Source organism: Pseudomonas sp. URIL14HWK12:I5 (assembly GCF_900176445.1).
GTDB classification, from domain to species: Bacteria; Pseudomonadota; Gammaproteobacteria; order Pseudomonadales; family Pseudomonadaceae; genus Aquipseudomonas; species Aquipseudomonas monteilii.
The window spans coordinates 32,251-51,479 of the sequence record NZ_FWXQ01000003.1; the positions used below are offsets into that span (position 1 = coordinate 32,251).

General features: G+C 63.6%; 15 protein-coding genes and 4 tRNA genes. 4 read left to right on the forward strand and 15 right to left on the reverse strand.

What is annotated here, in order from left to right; translation table 11 throughout:
• Positions 1 to 36: 36 nt before the first annotated feature.
• The 8 genes from B9A31_RS08300 to B9A31_RS08335 form a co-directional block, all read right to left on the reverse strand.
• Complete coding sequence (locus B9A31_RS08300) at positions 37 to 2,412, reverse strand: efflux RND transporter permease subunit (RefSeq protein ID WP_027615857.1); 2,376 nt, start codon at positions 2,410 to 2,412, stop codon at positions 37 to 39.
• Between the two features lie 20 nt (positions 2,413 to 2,432).
• Positions 2,433 to 3,461: a WD40/YVTN/BNR-like repeat-containing protein gene (locus B9A31_RS08305; protein ID WP_084296873.1), complete on the reverse strand. Its 1,029-nt coding sequence runs from the start codon at positions 3,459 to 3,461 to the stop codon at positions 2,433 to 2,435.
• 188 nt (positions 3,462 to 3,649) lie between these two features.
• Positions 3,650 to 6,307 (reverse strand): aminopeptidase N, encoded by a 2,658-nt coding sequence (gene pepN, locus B9A31_RS08310; RefSeq protein WP_019098174.1) that lies wholly within the window; start codon positions 6,305 to 6,307, stop codon positions 3,650 to 3,652.
• A gap of 12 nt (positions 6,308 to 6,319) precedes the next feature.
• A complete protein-coding gene (locus B9A31_RS08315) occupies positions 6,320 to 7,150 on the reverse strand; it encodes a DUF2797 domain-containing protein (protein ID WP_019098175.1) in 831 nt (276 codons plus the stop codon).
• Positions 7,147 to 7,407 (reverse strand): YeaC family protein, encoded by a 261-nt coding sequence (locus B9A31_RS08320; RefSeq protein ID WP_016714809.1) that lies wholly within the window; start codon positions 7,405 to 7,407, stop codon positions 7,147 to 7,149. The genes B9A31_RS08315 and B9A31_RS08320 overlap by 4 nt, the downstream gene beginning before the upstream one ends.
• A 13-nt stretch (positions 7,408 to 7,420) precedes the next feature.
• On the reverse strand, positions 7,421 to 8,323 hold the full coding sequence (locus B9A31_RS08325; RefSeq protein WP_019098176.1) for a rhomboid family intramembrane serine protease: 903 nt from the start codon (positions 8,321 to 8,323) through the stop codon (positions 7,421 to 7,423).
• Positions 8,320 to 9,291, reverse strand: coding sequence for a metallophosphoesterase (locus B9A31_RS08330; protein WP_019098177.1), 972 nt, complete (start codon positions 9,289 to 9,291; stop codon positions 8,320 to 8,322). Before B9A31_RS08330 ends, B9A31_RS08325 begins: the two co-directional genes overlap by 4 nt.
• Entirely contained in the window at positions 9,291 to 10,181 is an 891-nt protein-coding gene (locus tag B9A31_RS08335; protein ID WP_008090067.1) for an NAD(+) kinase, read from the reverse strand. Before B9A31_RS08335 ends, B9A31_RS08330 begins: the two co-directional genes overlap by 1 nt.
• An 88-nt stretch (positions 10,182 to 10,269) precedes the next feature.
• Between B9A31_RS08335 and B9A31_RS08340 the strand changes: the two genes are divergently transcribed.
• Positions 10,270 to 11,202, forward strand: coding sequence for a DUF1853 family protein (locus B9A31_RS08340; protein WP_025754916.1), 933 nt, complete (start codon positions 10,270 to 10,272; stop codon positions 11,200 to 11,202).
• Positions 11,203 to 11,337: 135 nt separating this feature from the next.
• A complete protein-coding gene (locus B9A31_RS08345; RefSeq protein ID WP_019098178.1) occupies positions 11,338 to 11,883 on the forward strand; it encodes a cytochrome b in 546 nt (181 codons plus the stop codon).
• On the opposite strand, the gene B9A31_RS08350 is transcribed toward B9A31_RS08345, so the two are convergent.
• Complete coding sequence (locus B9A31_RS08350; protein WP_027615859.1) at positions 11,874 to 12,764, reverse strand: 1-aminocyclopropane-1-carboxylate deaminase/D-cysteine desulfhydrase; 891 nt, start codon at positions 12,762 to 12,764, stop codon at positions 11,874 to 11,876. The genes B9A31_RS08345 and B9A31_RS08350 overlap by 10 nt on opposite strands.
• A 52-nt stretch (positions 12,765 to 12,816) precedes the next feature.
• Positions 12,817 to 14,853 carry an NADPH-dependent 2,4-dienoyl-CoA reductase gene (locus B9A31_RS08355; RefSeq protein WP_084296874.1) on the reverse strand — a complete coding sequence of 679 codons (2,037 nt, stop codon included), beginning with the start codon at positions 14,851 to 14,853 and terminating at the stop codon, positions 12,817 to 12,819.
• A gap of 191 nt (positions 14,854 to 15,044) precedes the next feature.
• On the opposite strand from B9A31_RS08355, the gene B9A31_RS08360 reads away from it, so the two are divergent.
• Together B9A31_RS08360 and B9A31_RS08365 are read left to right on the forward strand one after the other, a co-directional pair.
• The gene (locus tag B9A31_RS08360; RefSeq protein ID WP_019098180.1) at positions 15,045 to 16,163 is read left to right on the forward strand and encodes a carbon-nitrogen hydrolase family protein; all 1,119 of its coding nucleotides are present in this window, start codon (positions 15,045 to 15,047) and stop codon (positions 16,161 to 16,163) included.
• Positions 16,164 to 16,167: 4 nt separating this feature from the next.
• Positions 16,168 to 17,208: an AraC family transcriptional regulator gene (locus B9A31_RS08365; protein ID WP_025754913.1), complete on the forward strand. Its 1,041-nt coding sequence runs from the start codon at positions 16,168 to 16,170 to the stop codon at positions 17,206 to 17,208.
• 270 nt (positions 17,209 to 17,478) lie between these two features.
• On the opposite strand, the gene B9A31_RS08370 is transcribed toward B9A31_RS08365, so the two are convergent.
• The 5 genes from B9A31_RS08370 to B9A31_RS08390 all read right to left on the reverse strand — a co-directional run bounded on the left by B9A31_RS08370 (position 17,479) and on the right by B9A31_RS08390 (position 19,101).
• The gene (locus B9A31_RS08370) at positions 17,479 to 18,291 is read right to left on the reverse strand and encodes a DUF2242 domain-containing protein (protein ID WP_025755062.1); all 813 of its coding nucleotides are present in this window, start codon (positions 18,289 to 18,291) and stop codon (positions 17,479 to 17,481) included.
• Positions 18,292 to 18,489: 198 nt separating this feature from the next.
• Positions 18,490 to 18,566, reverse strand: a tRNA-Asp gene (locus B9A31_RS08375).
• A 140-nt stretch (positions 18,567 to 18,706) separates the two neighbouring features.
• Positions 18,707 to 18,783, reverse strand: a tRNA-Asp gene (locus B9A31_RS08380).
• A 99-nt stretch (positions 18,784 to 18,882) separates the two neighbouring features.
• Positions 18,883 to 18,959, reverse strand: a tRNA-Asp gene (locus B9A31_RS08385).
• A gap of 66 nt (positions 18,960 to 19,025) precedes the next feature.
• A tRNA-Val gene (locus tag B9A31_RS08390) sits at positions 19,026 to 19,101 on the reverse strand.
• Positions 19,102 to 19,229 lie beyond the last annotated feature (128 nt).

Sequence of the window (19,229 nt, forward strand, 5' to 3'; positions counted from 1 at the left end):
ATTATAGCTTGGGGCCGCCAAGCGGCCCCCAACTATTCAATGGGCGAAAATCGACCCACCCTCCTTGCCCACCATCTTCTCCGGTTTGATCAGGAACCGCGCCAGCGCCGGCAGCAACCACAACGCACCAAACATGTTCCACAACAACATGAAGGTCAGCATCAACCCCATGTCGGCCTGGAACTTGATCGCCGAGAAGATCCAGGTGCACACGCCAATGGCCAGGCACAGGCCGGTGAACAACACGGCTTTACCGGTCGAGCGCAGGGTCTGGTAATAGGCTTCCTGCAACGGCAGGCCGGCCCGCAAGAAGCTTTCCAGGCGGCTGTAGATGTAGATGCCGTAGTCCACGCCAATGCCCACGCCCAGCGCCACCACCGGCAAGGTCGCCACCTTCACCCCGATGCCCATGTAGGCCATCAGCGCGTTGCCCAGCACCGAGGTCAGCACCAGTGGCAGCACGATGCACAGGGTGGCCGCGAACGAGCGGAAGGTGATCAGGCACATCACCGCCACGCAGATGTACACCAGAATCAGGATGGTCAGCTCGGCCGACTTGATCACTTCGTTGGTCGCCGCCTCGATCCCGGCGTTACCCGCCGCCAGCAGGAACTGCAGGCCTTCCTTGTTGTGGCTGTCGGCAAACGCCTTGGCCACGGCAGTGACCCGCTCCAGGGTCTCGGCCTTGTGATCGTTGAGGAACACCAGCACCGGCGCCAGCGAGCAGTCGCCGTTGTACAGGCCGTCGGCACGGGCAATGGAGTTGTTGAGGATGTCCGGGTTACGCGACAGGGTCTCCCATTTCAGGCTGCCCTCGTTCATGCCCTTGATCACCTGCTTGGACACGGTCACCAGGGAAATCGCCGACTGCACGCCCGGGGTGTTCTGCATGGTCCACATCAGCTCGTCGATCGGTGCCATGGTCGAGTGGATTGAGCACTGCTCCGGTGGAGTCTTGACCATGATCACCAGCACGTCGGAGCTGGTGGAGTAGTTGCTGATGATGAAGCTGTTGTCCTGGTTGTAGCGCGAATCGGGGCGCAGCTCTGGCGCGCCCTGGTCAAGGTCGCCGATTTTCAGGTTCTGGCTGTACCACAGGCCACCGGCAAAGGCGACCAGCGCCAGCACCACCGACACCGGCGCCACCTTGGCACTGGCAAAGTTCGACAGCAGCCGCCAGAACGGGTGTTCGCGGGTGGCGTCCTTCTTGCTGCGCTCGATGGCCTTCTTGCTGATGCCAACGTAGGAAATGGCCACCGGCAGCAGGATCAGGTTGGTGAACACGATCACCGCCACGCCGATGGAGGCGCCGATGGCCAGCTCGCGGATCACGCCAATGTCGATGATCAGCAGGGTGATGAAGCCTACGGCGTCGGCGAGGATGGCGATCATGCCCGGCAGGAACAGCTGGCGGAAGGTGCGACGCGCCGCCGTAAGGGCGTTATCCGCGTCACTCGACTGCAAGGCGATGCCATTGATCTTCTGCACCCCGTGGGAAATCCCGATGGCGAAGATCAGGAACGGCACCAGCATCGAGTACGGGTCCAGGCCAAAGCCCACCGCATGCATCAACCCCAGCTGCCAGACCACTGCCACCAGGGTAGTGATGAGCACGGCGATGGTGCTGCGGATGCACCAGGTGAACCAGTACAACAGCACCCACGTGATCACCAGAGCGACGCCGAAGAACATTGCCACCATCACCAGGCCGTCGATCAGGTCGCCAACCTTCTTGGCGAAGCCGACGATGTGTACCTTCACGTTGGGGTTCTGGGCCTGGAACTTGTCACGGATCTTTTCTTCCAGCAGGTGCGAGAACTGCTGGTAGTCCAGCTTCACCTGCTTGCCTGGATCTTGCGGGTCGGGGTAGCTCTCCAGCAGCGGCACATCGACGATGCTGGACTTGAAGTTGTTGCCCACCAGCCGCCCTACCTGGCCCGACTTGAGCACGTTGTCGCGCAGGGTGTCGAGGCTGTCCTGCGAACCGTTGTAGGTGTTGGGGATTACCTCGCCACCGGAAAAGCCCTCTTCGGTGACCTCACTCCAGCGCACGCTGGGGCTCCACAGCGATTTGAGCCCGGCACGGTCGACACCCGGGATGTAGAACACCTCGTCATGGACCTGGCGCAGGGTCTCCATGTAGTCCTTGTCGAAGATGTCGCCGTTCACTGCCTCGACCGAGATGCGCACGGTGTTGCCGAGGTTGGCCAGGTCGTTGCGGTGTTCCATCATCTGCTCGATGAACGGGTGTTGCAGCGGGATCATCTTCTCGAAGCTGGTGGACGGGCGAATCTGCGTGGCCTGCCAGAACAGGAAAATGCTCACCAGCACGCACAGGGCGATGACCACAGGGCGGTTGTTGAAAATCAGGCGTTCGAGCAGCGTGGCCTTGTCCTGGTGATGCGGGTGCATGGTAATGCTCTCCCTGCTGGTCATCGGCTTGCCCCCTCGGCCCCTTGGGCATCCGCCAGGTGTACACCGCCCTGCCCTACCAGCAGCAGCCCACCGTTGGCCAGGCCGCTGACGCCGGCCAGGGCGATACGGTCGGCACGGTTGTACACGCTGAAGGCCTGGCCGCCATCGGTACTGCGCAGCACGCTGCCGCCGTTGCCCACCAGCACCAAGGTGCCATCATCGAGAAGCGTAGCGCTTGCCAGGCCGAATTCGAGGTTGCCGCGCGCGGCCTTGAGTTCGATCGGCTGCCAGCTATCACCAAAATCGGTGGAACGGAACAGGTTGCCGCGCAGGCCGTAGGCCAGCAGGGTGTGCGGCTGGGCGGTGCCGATCACGCCGAACAGCGAGCCTTCGTAGGGGCCTTCGACCTTGGCCCAGGTCTGGCCGTTGTCGGCGGAGCGGAACATGCCGCCCTGCTCGCCCACGATGAACAGGCCGGCGTCACGCACTCGGGTAATGCCGTTCAGGTGAAGCTGGTCGGGGTTGTCCAGGCGCTCGGCCACGTCCTGCCAGTGCTGGCCGCCGTCGGTGGTTTCCAACAAGGCGCCGTAGGCCCCCACGGCAAAGCCGTGCCGCGCGTCGAGGAAAGCGACGTCAAGCAAGGGCGCTTCGCGGGCGAGATCTTCGAACTGCTTGGTCCAGGTCGCGCCGCCGTCGTTGCTGGCGAGGATTTGCGAATCGTGGCCGACGGCCCAGCCGCGCTTGTCGTCGAGGAAGAACACGGCGGTGAGCAGTTGCCGGGTGGGCACGCGGGCCTGGGTCCAGGTGCTGCCCTGGTCGTCGGAGAACAGGATGTGACCCCGATCGCCCACCACCACCAGGCGGCTGCCGGCATGGGTGGCGCCGATCAACAGGCTTTGGCTGGCCTTGGCCGATTCGGTGGAGTATTCGTCGGCGGCGGCGGCCTGGGCGCTGCCGGCCCACACCCCCAATGCCAGTGCCAGCACTGCGCTGGCTGCCCATGGCCAGGCACCGCGCCTGGCTGGCGCCTGTAGCTGTTCCCTCATGACTGCCCCCTGTTGTGTTCTTCTTGGTGGGTCAATGCACTGCAGGCACTGCGAGATGCCTGATCTAGAGGCCTGCAATAGCTTGAGGGGATCGTAGCGGGGATGTTTGCGGGATTACAACGGGCGGGGTGTTATGTTTTGTTGTCGGCTTGAAAAAACAGGGGGCCGCTGTGCGGCCCCACTGGCCCTCAAGCCAGGCTCTTGCTCACCACTTCATACACATCACTGGACAGCTCACCCGAAGCCAGAATCCGCTCCAGCTCACCCTTCATCAGGGCCTGACGCGCGTCATCATACTTGCGCCAGCGGGTCAGCGGCGCCAGCTGGCGCGAGGCAATCTGCGGGTTCAGCGCATTCAGTTCGATCACCAGGTCCGCCAGGAAGCGATAACCCGAGCCATCCGCCGCATGGAAGTTGACCAGGTTCTGCCCGGCAAAGGCACCCACCAGCGCACGGACCTTGTTCGGGTTCTTCAGGGTGAACGCCGGGTGCTGCATCAGCGCCTTGACCCGCGCCAGCCCGCCCGGCAGCGCGCTGGCCGCCTGCACGCTGAACCACTGGTCCATGACCAGCGGGTTGTCCTTGAAGTGCTCGGCAAAGGTGTCCAGCGCCTTGGCGCGTTCAGCCTCGAACGGCGAATTGACCAGCACCGCCAACGCCGTCAGGCGCTCGGTCATGTTGTCGCACTGGTCAAACTGCTCAAGGGTCGCTTCCAGCACTTGCGGCTTGACGCTCTGCATCAGGTACGACAGGGCGATGTTCTGCAGGCTACGGCGGGCAAAGTGTTCGGCAGAGGCCACGTAAGCGGTGCTGCGCGACACTTCGCGGTTGGCCTGGTAACGCGCCCACAGGGCGTCGAACAGCTGTTCGGCGATCTGCTGGCGGGCGAACTCGCGAGCGGCGTGGATGGCATCCACGTCGGCCACCTGGCTGATCTCGGTGAGGTAGGCCTCACCCGGCAGCGAAAGCATTTCGGCCACCATGGCCGGGTCCAGCGCTTCGTTACCCAGCACGGTGCCCAGAGCGGTGATCAGGCGCTGGTCGAGTTTGAGCGCCTCGCCGCGCTGGTGCTGGCCAATCAGCTCCTGCAACACTTGCACCGACAATTGCTGCCCCGCTTCCCAGCGGTTGAAGCCGTCGCTGTCGTGCTGCATCAGGAACATCAGCTGGTCGCGGTCGTACGGGAAGCTCAGCTTCACCGGGGCGCTGAAGCCTCGCAGCAGCGAGGGCAGCGGCTTGGCCGGAATGCCCTGGAAGGTGAAGGTTTGCTCGGCCTCGATCACCGACAGCACACGGCTGGTACCCCCAGCAGCCGCTTCACCGACAAGGCGCAGCGGCAGGTCATTGCCTTCGGCGTCCAGCAGGCCCAGTTCCACCGGGATCACGAACGGCAGTTTTTCGGCCTTGTCCGGCGTTTGCGGGCAGCTCTGGCGGAAGGTCAGGCTGTAGGTCTGCGCGGCAGCATCATAGGCTTCGCTGACCTCCAGGCGCGGGGTGCCGGCCTGGTTGTACCAGCGCTTGAACTGGGTGAAGTCGACACCGTTGGCGTCTTCCATGGCCTTGATGAAGTCGTCGGTGGTCACCGCCTGGCCATCATGGCGTTCGAAGTACAGGTCGCTGCCCTTGCGGAAACCTTCGGCGCCCAGCAGGGTGCGGACCATGCGCACCACTTCGGCGCCCTTCTCGTACACGGTCAGGGTGTAGAAGTTGGAGATTTCGATGAAGCTGTCCGGGCGCACCGGGTGGGCCATAGGGCCGGCGTCTTCGGCGAACTGGTGGGTACGCAGGTAGGCGACGTCTTCGATACGCTTGACCGTGCGCGAGTTCATGTCGGCACTGAACTCGGCATCGCGGAACACCGTGAAGCCTTCCTTCAACGACAGCTGGAACCAGTCACGGCAGGTGACGCGGTTGCCCGACCAGTTGTGGAAATACTCGTGGGCAACCACGCCTTCGACACGCTGGTGCGCGGCATCGGTGGCGGTTTCGGCACGGGCCAGCACACAGCTGGAGTTGAAAATGTTCAGGCCCTTGTTTTCCATGGCGCCCATGTTGAAGTCGTTGACCGCAACAATCATGAAGATGTCCAGGTCGTACTCACGGCCATAGACTTCTTCGTCCCAGCGCATGGACTTCTTCAGGCTGACCATGGCGTGGTCGCACTTGTCGATATTCTCGGGCTCGACGTAGATACGCAGGGTCACATCCCGGCCAGACTGGCGGGTAAAGGTGTCCTCGACGCACCACAAGTCACCGGCCACCAGCGCGAACAGGTAGGCCGGCTTCATGAACGGGTCTTCCCAGGTCGCCCAGTGGCGGCCATCTTCTGCCGGCCCGCTGCCGATCGGGTTACCGTTGGACAACAGCACCGGGTAACGATGCTGCTCGGCGATCACCGTGGTGGTGAAGGTGCTCATGACGTCCGGGCGGTCGAGGTAGTAGGTGATCTTGCGGAAGCCCTCGGCCTCGCACTGGGTGCAGAACATCTTGCCCGACTTGTACAGGCCCTCCAGCGCAGTGTTGCTTTCGGGGTGGATCTTCACGCTGGTGTCGAGGGTGAAGCGCTCGGCCTTGGGGTGCACGGTCAGGCTGTCGACGTCCAGCTGATAGTCAGCCGCGTGCAGTTCCTGGTCATCCAGCGAAGCGCGCAGCAACTCCAGTTGCTGGCCATCGAGCACCAGTGGCGGCAGCCCGGCACCGCGCGCCGGGTTGCGGCGCATCACCAGTTGCGCGTGAACCAGGGTGTGGTCCTCGAACAGCTCGAAGGTCAGGTGCGTCTCGTCGATCAGGTACTCGGGCGCCTGGTAATCCTTGAGGTAGATCACTTGCGGTTGTTCGGTACGCATGTAGAGGTCCTTTTACTGGAGCACGGCCAGCTGGTAGGCCGTGTACTTGCGAATATTGATCACACCGGTATCGAAGATCAGGTACTGGCCCTTTATACCCAGTAGCGTGCCTTCGGCCACCGGGTCTTTGTCGAGGTTGAAGCTGACGATCTTTTTCGGGTAGGCCTCGACCGGGTAATTCATCTGTACCACTTCGGCGTCGGGCAGCGGCTGAATCGCCTGCAAGCCGAAACGCGCTTGCAGCGCGCTCAAACCGTCGGCACAGGCATCGAAAATCTGCTCACGAATGGCCGGCAGGTCGAGCACTTCGGCATCGCCCTTGAGCAGCGCACGCCAGTTGGTGCGGTCCGGCACCTGGCTGCGCAGCACGTCTTCGACCAGGCCGGACTGCTGGCGGGTGGCCACGCGCATGATCGGCAGGGCCTGGCTGGCGCCCTGGTCGAGCCAACGGGTAGGCAGCTGGGTGGCGCGGGTGATGCCGACCTTGATCCCCGACGAGTTGGCCAGGTAGACCACATGGTCGGTCATGCAGAACTGTTCGCCCCACGAAGGCTCACGGCAGGTGCCGGCGTCGTAGTGGCATTTTTCCGGGGCCATGATGCACACGTCGCACTGGGCCAGCCTGGTCATGCACGGGTAGCAGTAACCTTGGCTGAAGCTGGTCTTGGTGCGCTTGCCGCAATGGCTGCAATGAATGGCGCCGAGGTATTCCAGGCGCAGGCGCTGGCCGATCAGCGGGTTGACCGGGACCTGCGTGTCATCAAGGCGGAAGCTGTACTGCACCACGGGTGCCTGCAGGCTTACCGCCATTTTGCTCAACGAGCCACGAGCGAGTTCGATCAATGTACCGAGTCCGACTTGAACAGAATGTTGGGGATCGGCGCGGACTTCGACGCACACTCTTGCGGGCCCATGTAGCCGGTGCGCTGGTCTTCAGGCAGGTTCTTGATCTCCCAGGCGATAACGGCCTGCAGCGACAGCTCTTTCTGCTCGGCGGTGAGCTTGCGGCCATCCGACCATTTGCCGATTTCCACGGCCAGTTTCAGGCTCTCGTAGATTTCCGGGGTAATGTTTTCGATCATTTGCGCGAAAGTGGACATAGTGTCTCCTGATTCAAGCCGACAGTTTACGCCGGGCCAGCGCCCCGCCCAAGAGCCCGGTCAGGCATCCGATGAGCAGCCCGCCCACGTGGGCGGCGTTGGCGATCTGGCCAAGGCCCAGGGTGCCGACCACGCCGGTGAGGCATACCACCAGCCAGATCAGCATCATTACCAGCACGCCCCTGGGCAGGTTGAAGTAACGGTTGGGCGCCAGCCACTGGAACAGCCATACATGCCCGAGCAGGCCATACAGCACGCCGGACAGGCCGCCGAACAGGCTCGGCCCGCTGGTGTAGTGCTGGGCCACGTTGGACACCAGGCTGAACAGCAGGGTCAGGCCCAGCAACATCCAGGGGCCTTGGCGCAATTCGATGCGTTTGCCCAGCTCCCAGTACCACAGGCTGTTCATGGCCAGGTGCAGTACACCGAAGTGCAGCAGCATGGGCGAAACCAGCCGCCACCATTGGCCTGCGTACAGGGTTTGCGCCAGCGGGCTGAAGTACAGGTAATCGCCCTGGACGCGGAAGTCGAGGAAGGTGAACCAGCTGATGGTGGTGAAGTTGTCGCCCAGACTGGTGAGGCCGGCGACGATGAAGCACAGCAGCAGGGTGAGGGTGGTGACCTTGCAGGCTTTGGCTTGTTCTACCAGGGAGGGTTGTGTGGGGCTGTTCGCGGCGGTTCGGCGCCCCGACAAGCCCGCGCCCTCAGGTTCGTCGGTTGCCTGGATGTCTGCGTTGCCGTCAGGGTAGCGCTGGTAGAGTTGCAGCACGTCTTCGGCGAGGGTGTCGGGGGCCCAGAGCACCTGGGCATCGCCCTCCTCGCTCACCCGATGCGGCACCTGCAGGCGCTGCAACAGGTGGACGAAGCCGCTGAGGTCGACCGACAGCGGCAGGCGCATCACTTCGATAATGTTCATTGGTTGGCCTGTGGGCGGTCGACGTCGACCCAGACGAACTTGTGCGGGTCGATGCGGGTTTCATCATCCAGCCGGTAGGCGACCAGCTTGCCGTAGAGCACGGCGCTGTAGTCCAGGCAGGCCAGGTTGGCGCGGATCGGCGCCGGGCGGCCGCTACGCCAGTAATGGCCGACGAACAGCAGAGGCTCGTCTTCGTCGTAGCGCAACAAGGCGTTCTTCTGGCTGTGGCTGAGCGGGGTGCTGGCCACCTCTTCGGGCAGGGCATCGGGCTGGAACACGATGTCACCGTAGGTTTGCGGGTCTTCTTCCCAGAACTTGGTGCGGAAGAAGGCGCGTGTCAGGCCATCACCGCCCGTCAGGGTCAGGCCGTCCGGCAGGCGCATGTCGGTGCCGCGCAACAGGCGGTTGCACACGGTAGCAGCAAAGCTGTTGCTCACCGCCGAAGCCTGGATGAAGTGTTCATCGACGCGCCCGTCGGGGTACTGCTGGCGCAACGGCTCGATCAGTCGCGGGTCCCAGCAGGCATGCACCAGGCGGAAGCGCCCGGCATCGACGAACAGTGGCAGCTCGTAGAACCAGTTGACGAAGTCGTGCCAGTCGCCGGGGTGGTGAGCGAACTGGGTCAGGGTTTCGTCGATCAGCCGGGCGTGGCGTGGCGTGTGCTCGCGCACGTAGGCCTTGCCACTGCCGGGCAGCGCCGGGGTAACCCAACCCAGGGCGTTGTACTCGTGGTTGCCCATGATGCACAACGCCTGGCCGGCCTCGACCATGTCGTGGACGATATGCAGCGCCTCGCGGATGCGTGGCCCGCGGTCGACGATATCGCCCAGGAACAGCGCCATGCGCCGCGGGTGGCGCCATACGCCGGCCACGCGCTTGTAACCGAGGGCGTCGAGCAGGCGTTCAAGGGTCAGCGCACAACCGTGCACGTCACCGATGATGTCGAAACTTCGCGCCGGATCGAACATCAGTCGTCCCTGCTCCCCAGGCGGCTGCCCCAACCGAGCTTGGTGCGGCAGACCTCGTAGTAGTTGTGGTCCAGCGGGTGGATCAGGCGCAGCTTCTGCGGCTTCTTGCTGACCGTGATGGTGTCGCCGGGGGCGCAGGTGAAGTGGTTCTGGCCGTCACAGGACACTTGTGGGTAGATCTGCAGATCCTTCGACACCACGATCTTCAGCTCGCTGTTGCCATCGACCACGATCGGCCGGCCCGACAGGGTGTGCGGGTACATCGGCACGATGACGATGGCGTCCAGCTTGGGGTGCATGATCGGGCCACCGGCCGAGAGCGCATAGGCGGTGGAGCCGGTGGGGGTGGCGACGATCAGGCCGTCGGCCTTCTGGCTGCAGACGAACTGGCCGTCGATGTAGATCTCGAACTCGATCATGCGCGTGGACTTGCCGGGGTGCAGCACCACGTCGTTCAGCGCATCGCCCTGGCCAATGGCTTCGTGGTGGCGGCGCACTTCGGCCTGCAGCAGAAAACGGTTTTCCACCAGGTAGTGGCCGTCGAGCACCTCGGCGACTTTTTCTTCCAGTTCGTCGGGGCGGATGTCGGTGAGGAAGCCCAGGTTGCCACGGTTGATGCCCAGCACCGGAATGTTGTGACGGGCCAGGGCGCGGGCAGCGCCCAGCAGGCTGCCGTCGCCGCCGACCACGATGACCAGGTCGCAGACTTCGCCCAGCAGCTTGCGGGTGGAGGTTTGCAGACCATGACCGGGCAGCACTTCGGCGATGGTGTCCTCGAGGATCACATGCAGGTGGCGCTCGAGGAGGAATTTTTTCAGTCGGCGAATGGTGTCGAGCACCTGCGAGCTGCCAAGGCGACCGATGATACCGATATTGCGAAATTGCTCCATGGGGCTCCTGCAAGGCTCTGCGGCGGGTGACGATGGGCCGATTATGGGCGAAACCACCGGGTAGCGGCAAACCGGCTATGCTCGCTGCATGACGCCTTTCATGCATCTACATGACCTGCCCCGGCACCTGCGCCGCCCTGCGGTACGCGACTTGGCCTGGGCCCTACTGTCGCCGCCCCTGCTCAGCGCCCCGCCCTGCCCCCAGCGCCACCCGCTGGCGGGTAGCCTGTGGGCGCAGCAGCCGCAGCACCTTGAGCAGTGGTTGCGGGCGCTGGATGAAGATGACCGGCCATTGCAAGACTGGCTGGCGAAGCTGGGCAGCGGGCGGCTGGGGCATTACTACGAACGCCTGTGGCAATTCGCCCTGGGCCAGGCGCCGGGCATCGAGCTGCTGGCAGCCAACCTGGCGATCCGAGATGCCGGGCGCACGCTGGGCGAACTGGATATGGTGTTGCGCGACCGTGACGGCGTGCACCACCTGGAACTGGCGATCAAGCTGTACCTGGGGCCGGAAGGCGCCGGGCACGACCCGCATGCCTGGTTGGGGCCTGGGTGCCATGACCGGCTGGGGAGCAAGCTTGCGCACTTGGCGGGGCATCAGTTGCCCATGTCGAACGGGGCCCACAGCCGCGAGCTGTTGACCGGGTTGGGGGTTGGGCAGGTGCAGGCCCATGTATGGCTGGGGGGTTATCTGTTCTACCCATGGCCGGGGCATGCCGAGCCACCGACGGGCGCGAACCCGCAGCACTTGCGTGGGCGCTGGGTACGGAGGCGGGACTGGGTCATGGCTGAGGGTGAGCATTGGCAGCCATTGCAGCGGCATGCCTGGCTGGCACCGGCGCGGGTGGAGGCAGGTGAATGCTGGGCGGTGGAGCAGTTTGCGGCCTGGTTGCATGTGTTGGAGCGCCAGGCCCCGGCGCAGTTGCTGGTGAGGTTGGAGCCTGATGCTGATGGCGCCTGGCAGGAAAAGGAGCGGGTGTTTCTGGTGGCTGATAGTTGGCCATTTTCCCCCGAAGCATGAAGTCGCCCGCGAAAGGACCGGCACAGGCAACACAATTTTCACAGACCTAGCGCAAAGATTCGTTCCCGGTAGCCATTAAAGTAATACCTGAGCGCCAAAAAGAGCGCCATTCCGACCTGATGACGAGGACCGATCATGGTTTCATCCCCCCCCGCGAACCACTACGCGCGCCTGTCCATCGCCCTGCATTGGCTGATGCTGGTGCTGCTGGCCGCTGTCTACGCCCTTATCGAACTGCGCGGCCTGTTCCCTAAAGACAGCGTTGAACGCAACCTGATGAAAGACCTGCACTTCATGCTCGGGCTAAGTGTGTTCGTGCTGGTCTGGCTGCGCCTGGCCTTGCGCCTGAGCCGCCCGACCCCGCCGATCGTGCCCAAGCCGCCGGCTTGGCAAACCGGCCTTGCGCACCTGATGCACCTGGCGCTGTACTTGCTGATGATCGGCCTGCCGCTGGCCGGCTGGCTGATCCTCAGCGCCGCCGACAAACCGGTGCCGTTCTTCGGCCTGGAGCTGCCCCACCTGATTGGCCCGGACCCAGACCAGGCCAAGTTCATCAAGGGCTGGCATGAACGGGTTGGCAGCTGGGGTTACTGGCTGATCGGCCTGCACGCGCTGGCCGGGCTATACCACCACTATGTGCAGCGCGACAACACGCTGCTGCGCATGCTGCCTTACAAGTAACCGCGCCGGCCCTGCAGGCCACCGGTGTGCACGACGATCAGGCGGGTGCCGGGCGCGAACAGCCCGGCCCCGACCTGCTCACGCAAGGCCAGCAGGGCCTTGCCGGTGTACAGGGCTTCGAACGGTACGCCGCTGTGTTGCTCGGACTCGGCGATAAAGGCCAGCAGGTCATCGTCGAACTTGCCGAAGCCGCCACGGCAGGCATCGTGAAGCTGGTAGCCGTGGCCGCCAGCCAAGGCTGCCACCGTCTCGGGTACACCGTGGTCCCGGGGTACGGCCAACGCGCCATGCACGGCATGTGCGCCCGCCTCCGCCAGCACCAGGCCGGCCAACGTGGTACCGGTGCCAGCAGCCAGCCACCAGGCGTCATAATCCGACCAGCCCAGTACCGTGATTTGTGAGCGCGCCTGCTCCATGATCAGGGCACAACCTTGTGCACCGGCCAGCCCGCCGCCACCTTCGGGGATGCAGTGCCAGCCGGGGTAGCGTGCCTGCCACGGGGTCCAGAAGTCTGGTTCGTTGCGCGCGCGGTAGCCACCATAGCCCAACCAGTGCAGTTCCATGCCCAATGCCTTCACGTCACGCACAGTGGGTGTGTCCTGGGCGTGACCCCGTAGCAGGCCGGCGGTGGCGAAGCCGAAGCGCTTGCCGGCGGCGGCCAGGGCATGCAGGTGGTTGGAATGGTTGCCACCTAGGCTGATAAGGCCCGGGGCTTTGCTGGTTCTGGCTTGCTGCAGGTGATGGCGCAGCTTGAACCACTTGTTACCGCTGATCAGTGGGTCGATCAGGTCCAGGCGCAGGATGGCGGCTTTGACCTGAGCTTGTTGCAGCCAAGGGAGGTTCAGGGGTTGCAGAGGGGCTTGGGGGAGGTCGAAGAACATGTTGCGAGTTTACCAGTGAAACCCCGGGGCCGCTGTGCGGCCCCGGAGATTTTCAGAGCTCAGCCGCCAACCTTGAGCCTTGGTTGATCGCCCGCTTGGCATCCAGCTCGGCGGCCACATCGGCGCCGCCAATCAGGTGCACCGACTGCCCTGCCGCCACCAACCCGTCCTGCAATTCACGCAGCGGATCCTGTCCGGCGCAGATCACCACGTTATCCACCGGCAACACCTGCGGCTCGCCATCCGCCACACGAATGTGCAGGCCGGCATCGTCGATACCCAGGTACTCAACGCTATTGAGCATCTGCACCCGCTTGTTCTTCAGCCCGGTGCGGTGAATCCAGCCGGTAGTCTTGCCCAGGCCATCACCCACCTTGGACTTCTTGCGCTGCAACAGGTACACCTGCCGCGCCGGGGCATGCGGCTCGGCCTTGACCCCGGCCACACCACCACGTGCTTCCAGGTGGGTATCGATGCCCCATTCCCTCCAGAACGCCTCACGGTCCTGGCTGGTGGCCACCCCCTGATGCACCAGGTACTCGGACACATCGAAGCCGATGCCACCCGCGCCAATCACCGCAACCGATTGGCCCACCGGCTTGCGCTCAAGCAGTACGTCGAGATAGCTGAGCACCTTGGCATGTTCGACACCGGGAATGGCCGGGGTGCGTGGGGCAATACCGGTGGCCAGGATGATGTCGTCGTAGCCACCGTCCACCAATGCCTGCACATCGACACGGGTATTCAGGCGCAGGTCCACGCCTGCGCTTTTCACCTTGTTGCGGAAGTAGCGCAGGGTTTCATGGAACTCCTCCTTGCCTGGCACCCGCTTGGCGACGTTGAACTGCCCGCCAATCTCGCTGGCAGCGTCGAACAGGGTGACCGAATGGCCACGCTCAGCTGCCACGGTGGCCGCTGCCAGACCCGCCGGGCCGGCCCCCACCACGGCAATGCGCTTCACGGCCCGTACAGGCAGGTAATTGAGCTCGGTTTCGTGGCAGGCACGGGGGTTGACCAGGCAGCTGGTCAGCTTGCCACCAAAGGTGTGGTCCAGGCAGGCCTGGTTGCAACCGATGCAGGTGTTGATCTCGTCGGCACGCCCGGCTGCCGCCTTGTTGACGAAATCCGGGTCGGCCAGGAATGGCCGGGCCATCGAGACCATGTCGGCATCGCCCTCGGCCAATACGGCCTCGGCCACCTCCGGGGTATTGATACGGTTGGTGGTGATCAGCGGAATGCTCACCGCACCACGCAGCTTGGCGGTGACCTTGCTGAAGGCTGCACGCGGCACCTTGGTGGCGATGGTCGGGATACGCGCTTCGTGCCAGCCGATGCCGGTGTTGATCAGGGTCGCGCCAGCCTGCTCGATGGCCTTGGCCAATAGTTCGATCTCGTCCCAGGTGCTGCCACCTTCCACCAGGTCGAGCATCGACAGGCGGAAGATGATGATGAAGTTCGGCCCTACCGCACCACGCACCCGGCTGACGATGTCCACCGCCAGGCGCATACGGTTTTCATAACTCCCCCCCCAACGGTCGGTACGGTGGTTGGTATGGGCAGCGAGGAACTGGTTGATGAAGTAGCCTTCCGAACCCATGATTTCGACGCCGTCGTAACCGGCACGCTGGGCCAGTACCGCGCAGTTGACGAAGTCTGCGATCTGCTTCTCGATGCCCGCCTCGTCCAGCTCCTTGGGCTTGAACGGGTTGATCGGCGCCTGGATCGCACTGGGTGCCACTTGCCGTGGGCTGTAGGCATAGCGCCCGGCATGCAGGATCTGCAGGCAGATCTTGCCCCCCGCGGCATGTACCGCTTCGGTGACGATACGGTGCTTGTCGGCCTCCTCCTCGGTGCTGAGCTTGGCCGCACCGGAGTACACCCCGCCTTCATCGTTGGGCGCAATGCCGCCCGTTACCATCAGGCCAACGCCACCACGGGCACGCTCGGCAAAGTACGCCGCCATTCGCTCGAACCCCCCGGGACGCTCTTCGAGGCCGGTGTGCATCGAGCCCATCAGGGTGCGGTTGCGCAAGGTGGTGAAGCCCAGGTCCAGCGGGGCAAGCAGGTGCGGGTAGCGGTCGGCGGCCATGGAAAGGTCCCCTGGTGGCGTGATCACGGTATGCAGGCACCTCACCGGTCAGCGGGGCCTGTCGTTTGTCTGTCAGCGACATTAAACAGCCGTTTGAATTGGCTCAATGATCGAAACTGACAAGTTATTGATCCTGGCATACAGCGGGACTACCCTAAGGAACCCTCGTAACCAAGGCGCAGCCCTGCTTCATGCGAAAACTGCTTGCTGGCGCCCTGGCGCTGGTCTTCCTCGCCGCCCTCTGTGGTTATGGCTTCTGGACCCAACAGCGCCCGGAAGGCCACTACCTGTCCGACCTGCGCATCGAGCTGGCACTGAACCATGGCGTGCCAGGCGAACACGGCAACCTGCTGGGCGTCGAGCCGCTGCTGTACCCCGGTGACTACCAGAACCTGCAGCGCCTGCACCGCAAGCTCGCGGCTTACCTCGAGCAGGCTCGCGCACAAGGACTGATAAGCCCGCGCACGGTAGTGGTGCTGCCGGAGCACATCGGCACCTGGCTGTGGGCGCGCGGTGAGAAAAACGAACTGTATCAGGTGACCCAGAGCCGCGAGGCCCTGCAATGGCTGGAGCTGAGCAACCCGTTGCGCTACGGCCTGGCCATGCTCGGCGCCGACGGCGATGACTGGCGCGCCGATGCGCACCTGCGCATGAAGGCCGAGCAAATGGCCGCAGACTATCAGCAGTTGTTCGGCGGCCTGGCCAAGGAATTCGGCGTTACCCTGGTGGCCGGCTCCATCGTGCTGCCTGCACCTTACGTGAAACAGGGGGTGCTGCACGCCGGTAGTGGCCCGCTGTTCAATAGCAGCATGGTGTTTGCTGGCGATGGCTCGCTACTGGGCGAACCACAACACCAGCAATTCCCTGACAGCGACATGCGCCGCTATGTGCACAATGGGCGCAAGCACCCGTTGCAGGTCGTGCAAACACCTGCCGGGCGGCTGGGTGTGCTGATAGGCAGTGACAGCTGGTACCCGGAAAACCATCGGCAATTGGCACAACAAGCGGTACAACTGGTCGCCAACCCGGTGTTTCTCAGCGGCAAGAGCAGCTGGGAAGCGCCATGGCGTGGCAACCGCCACCAGCACGCCGCCGCCGGGCTGCCCCTGAAGCGTGGCGAAGTCAGCGAACAGACCGCCTGGCAACGCCTGACCGAGGCGGCCGGGGCCAGTGTCAGCAGCATGAGCGTGTTCATGCGTGGGCAGTTCTGGGAGCAAGGCAGTGATGGCCAAGGCTTCGCCCACCAGGCGGGTGAGTTGCTGGTGGGCACCCCAAGCCCAGGTGCCCGCCTGCTGAACCTGTGGCTGTAGCACCATGGCCCGCCCCCGCGTTCGCCTGGGCGACCTGTCGGTTGGCTTTGTTCAACCGCTGAGCGAGGCCCTGCGCGAGCTTGGCCACGCCCCCGAACCGCTGCTGCTGCGCTATGGCCTGGATGGGCCGCGCCTGGCTGAAGCCGGCGCGCGCTTGTCGATCTCCCGCTACATGCACCTTGGCCACGCCGCCATCGAACTGTGCGGCGAGCCCGCCCTGGGCCTGCACATGGGGCGCCTGAGCCGCCTGGCTCATGCCGGCCTGGCCGGGGTCACCGCCGCCCAGGCCCCTACCCTGGGCGAGGCAGCGCGCACCCTGCTGCACTTCGAACCGCTGTACGCGGCCAACTACCGTGGCCACTCCAGCTTTCACGAAGACGCCCAGGGCGCCTGGCTGCGCTTCTACTCCATCAGCCCCTATAACGCCTACAACCGCTTTGTGGTCGACTCGCTGCTCGCGGGTTGGCTAGCCCAGCTAGCCGACCTTGCAGGCACCCCGGTGCAGGCCGAACGCCTGGACATCGAATTTGCCGCACCCGCGTATGCCGCGCGCTACCAACCACTTTGCAGCACACCCGTGCAGTTCGCCGCCGACGGCAACCGTCTGCGCCTGAGCCGCGCCACCCTGCAACTGGCCAACCCCAGGCATTGCCCAAGCACCTGGCAGCACCTGCTGCAACTGTGTGAGGCAGAGATGCAGCAGCGCACGCGGGTGCGCAGCCTGGGTGAGCGCATCACCCACCTGCTGGGCCCGCTGCTCAATGGCGGCCGCGAACCCGACCTGGAAGAAGTGGCGCTGCACCTGCAACTTCCAACCTGGACACTGCGCCGCAAGCTGGCCGAGGAAGGCACACGCTTTCGCGACTTGCTCAATGAAACACGGCGCGACCTGGCCGAGACCTACATCCGCGATACGGAGCTGGCCTTTGGCGAGATTGCCTATCTGTTGGGGTTTGCATCGGCAGAGGCCTTCCAGCGCGCGTTCAAGCGCTGGACGGGCCTAACACCGGGGGAGTTCCGCCGCAGCCAGCGGCGGGCGGGCTAAAGCTCGGTGGCGTCGTCAGCCGGTTCCGGGGTGTCCAGTTCGTAAGCCTGGGTTTCGAGTAGTTCTTCCTGGTATTCGTCCATAGCCCTGCGTCCTCTTTGCCCATTTGTCTTCGTAGATGTCGCCTTCAACCTAAGCAGGTTGGATGAAGGAATGATGACAAGCTTATGAGTGGTAAACGTAGCAGGTGTTCAGGAAGTTATCGCAGTGCGTCTGTAACAGGGGATGTGCACGGCCTGTACCTGCGAAAGGGCCGGTACAGGCGACCATTCAAAGGGAAGGCGAAGCGGCCTCGGCAGGCTGTGCATCCTGCTGCACCTGAATCGGCGCAGCCTCCACCGGCGGTGCCACCGGCTGCGAGCCCTGGCTGTCATTCACCACGGGTGCTGCCACCGCCTCATTGGCCGGGGCAACGGCCTCAGGCGCGGGCGCAACCTCAGCCGCCGGTGCGGGTGTCGGGGCCACAGGATTAGCCGCAGCCTGCTCCGGCAACCCCAGGTCAACCGCCGGCTTTTCAACCTTGGGCGCTTCGGCCTTGGCCTTGCTCACCTTCTTCGGCTTGGGCAGGTAACTCTCCACCAGGGCAAAGTAGCGGTCATAGAACTGCGCTGCCGTCACCGTCTCGCTGGCCACTTTGACCATTGAATCGTCACTGGAGCCAATCGGCATCGACACCGAACCCAGCACGCCCACCCCCAGGCTGGCAGAGGTGTTGGATTTTTTCAGCGCATAACGGTCCTGCAGGGCGTTGGCGAACATGGTCGAGCGCTGCTCGTCGCTCACATCCGGTGCACAGGTAACGTTGAAACTGATTTGCAGGTGGTTCTCGCTGTTCTGCTGGAAGCTCTTGTTACCCACCACCTGGTTGGCGCCACTGCTGGTGATGATATACCCCTGGCTGAGCAAGGCACGCCGGGCGGCCTCGCAAGAGCCGGCATCGCTCACAGGGAAGCTGCGCGAGAAAGTGCCCGAGTCGTCGAAGTTCTCGTGCTCGTAGATGGCGGCCTTTTTCGAGGAACAACCGGTCACGCCCGCCAGCACCAGGGCCAGCCCGAGCGCACCAAAGACGGAAGATCTGGTCATTGCGAATTCCGGGTATGTCGAGAAGGTGCCTATTGTGCAACACAGCAGGCAGGCACAGGAACCACTGGTCGGTGAAGAACCTGTCAGGTTGGTGTAAATGTGGGTAAAGGTCGGAATTCTTGCCCGCAGAAACGAAAAAAGCGACCCGAAGGTCGCTTTTCTGTACTTCAAGGCGTTCAAGGGGCCTTGAGGCGAAGATGGCGCAGCGGACGGGACTCGAACCCGCGACCCCCGGCGTGACAGGCCGGTATTCTAACCGACTGAACTACCGCTGCGTATCATTCAGGCTTGCGCCCGATTGAAACCTGGGTCTACCCTTCCGGCGCATTGGCCTCAGGGCAGGCACAAAAAAAGCGATAACATGATCGCTTCTCTTGTGTTGCTTCAAGGTGTTCTAGGGACCTTGAAACGAAGATGGCGCAGCGGACGGGACTCGAACCCGCGACCCCCGGCGTGACAGGCCGGTATTCTAACCGACTGAACTACCGCTGCGTATCGTTCAGGCTTGCGCCCGATTGAAACTGGGATCAGCCCAAGGTTTTTGCCTTGTGGCTTCAGACCGGTGCCAGGCACCCATCTGTTACTGAAAAATGGCGCAGCGGACGGGACTCGAACCCGCGACCCCCGGCGTGACAGGCCGGTATTCTAACCGACTGAACTACCGCTGCGCAGTGCGCTCCTCTCTGGCTTTTGGCTTCTTGCGAAACCTGAAGCGTCAGGAACATCTCAGGAAGTGGTGGGTGATGACGGGATCGAACCGCCGACCCTCTGCTTGTAAGGCAGATGCTCTCCCGGCTGAGCTAATCACCCTCGCGATGTTGCTTGTTGCGTTTGCTTCGCTGAGGCCGCGAAATTTACGCAGATGGCGAAGCTAAGTCAATAGCCCCATTGAATTTTTTTCAAAAAAGGTAAAAACAGAAAAGGGACCTTTCGGTCCC

Coding starts and splice junctions, on each gene's coding strand:
- B9A31_RS08300 (WP_027615857.1), bottom strand. CDS start 2,412: ATGCACCCGCATCACCAGGACAAGGCCACGCTGCTCGAACGCCTGATT.
- B9A31_RS08305 (WP_084296873.1), bottom strand. CDS start 3,461: ATGAGGGAACAGCTACAGGCGCCAGCCAGGCGCGGTGCCTGGCCATGG.
- pepN (WP_019098174.1), bottom strand. CDS start 6,307: ATGCGTACCGAACAACCGCAAGTGATCTACCTCAAGGATTACCAGGCG.
- B9A31_RS08320 (WP_016714809.1), bottom strand. CDS start 7,407: ATGTCCACTTTCGCGCAAATGATCGAAAACATTACCCCGGAAATCTAC.
- B9A31_RS08325 (WP_019098176.1), bottom strand. CDS start 8,323: ATGAACATTATCGAAGTGATGCGCCTGCCGCTGTCGGTCGACCTCAGC.
- B9A31_RS08330 (WP_019098177.1), bottom strand. CDS start 9,291: ATGTTCGATCCGGCGCGAAGTTTCGACATCATCGGTGACGTGCACGGT.
- B9A31_RS08335 (WP_008090067.1), bottom strand. CDS start 10,181: ATGGAGCAATTTCGCAATATCGGTATCATCGGTCGCCTTGGCAGCTCG.
- B9A31_RS08340 (WP_025754916.1), top strand. CDS start 10,270: ATGACGCCTTTCATGCATCTACATGACCTGCCCCGGCACCTGCGCCGC.
- B9A31_RS08345 (WP_019098178.1), top strand. CDS start 11,338: ATGGTTTCATCCCCCCCCGCGAACCACTACGCGCGCCTGTCCATCGCC.
- B9A31_RS08350 (WP_027615859.1), bottom strand. CDS start 12,764: ATGTTCTTCGACCTCCCCCAAGCCCCTCTGCAACCCCTGAACCTCCCT.
- B9A31_RS08355 (WP_084296874.1), bottom strand. CDS start 14,853: ATGGCCGCCGACCGCTACCCGCACCTGCTTGCCCCGCTGGACCTGGGC.
- B9A31_RS08360 (WP_019098180.1), top strand. CDS start 15,045: ATGCGAAAACTGCTTGCTGGCGCCCTGGCGCTGGTCTTCCTCGCCGCC.
- B9A31_RS08365 (WP_025754913.1), top strand. CDS start 16,168: ATGGCCCGCCCCCGCGTTCGCCTGGGCGACCTGTCGGTTGGCTTTGTT.
- B9A31_RS08370 (WP_025755062.1), bottom strand. CDS start 18,291: ATGACCAGATCTTCCGTCTTTGGTGCGCTCGGGCTGGCCCTGGTGCTG.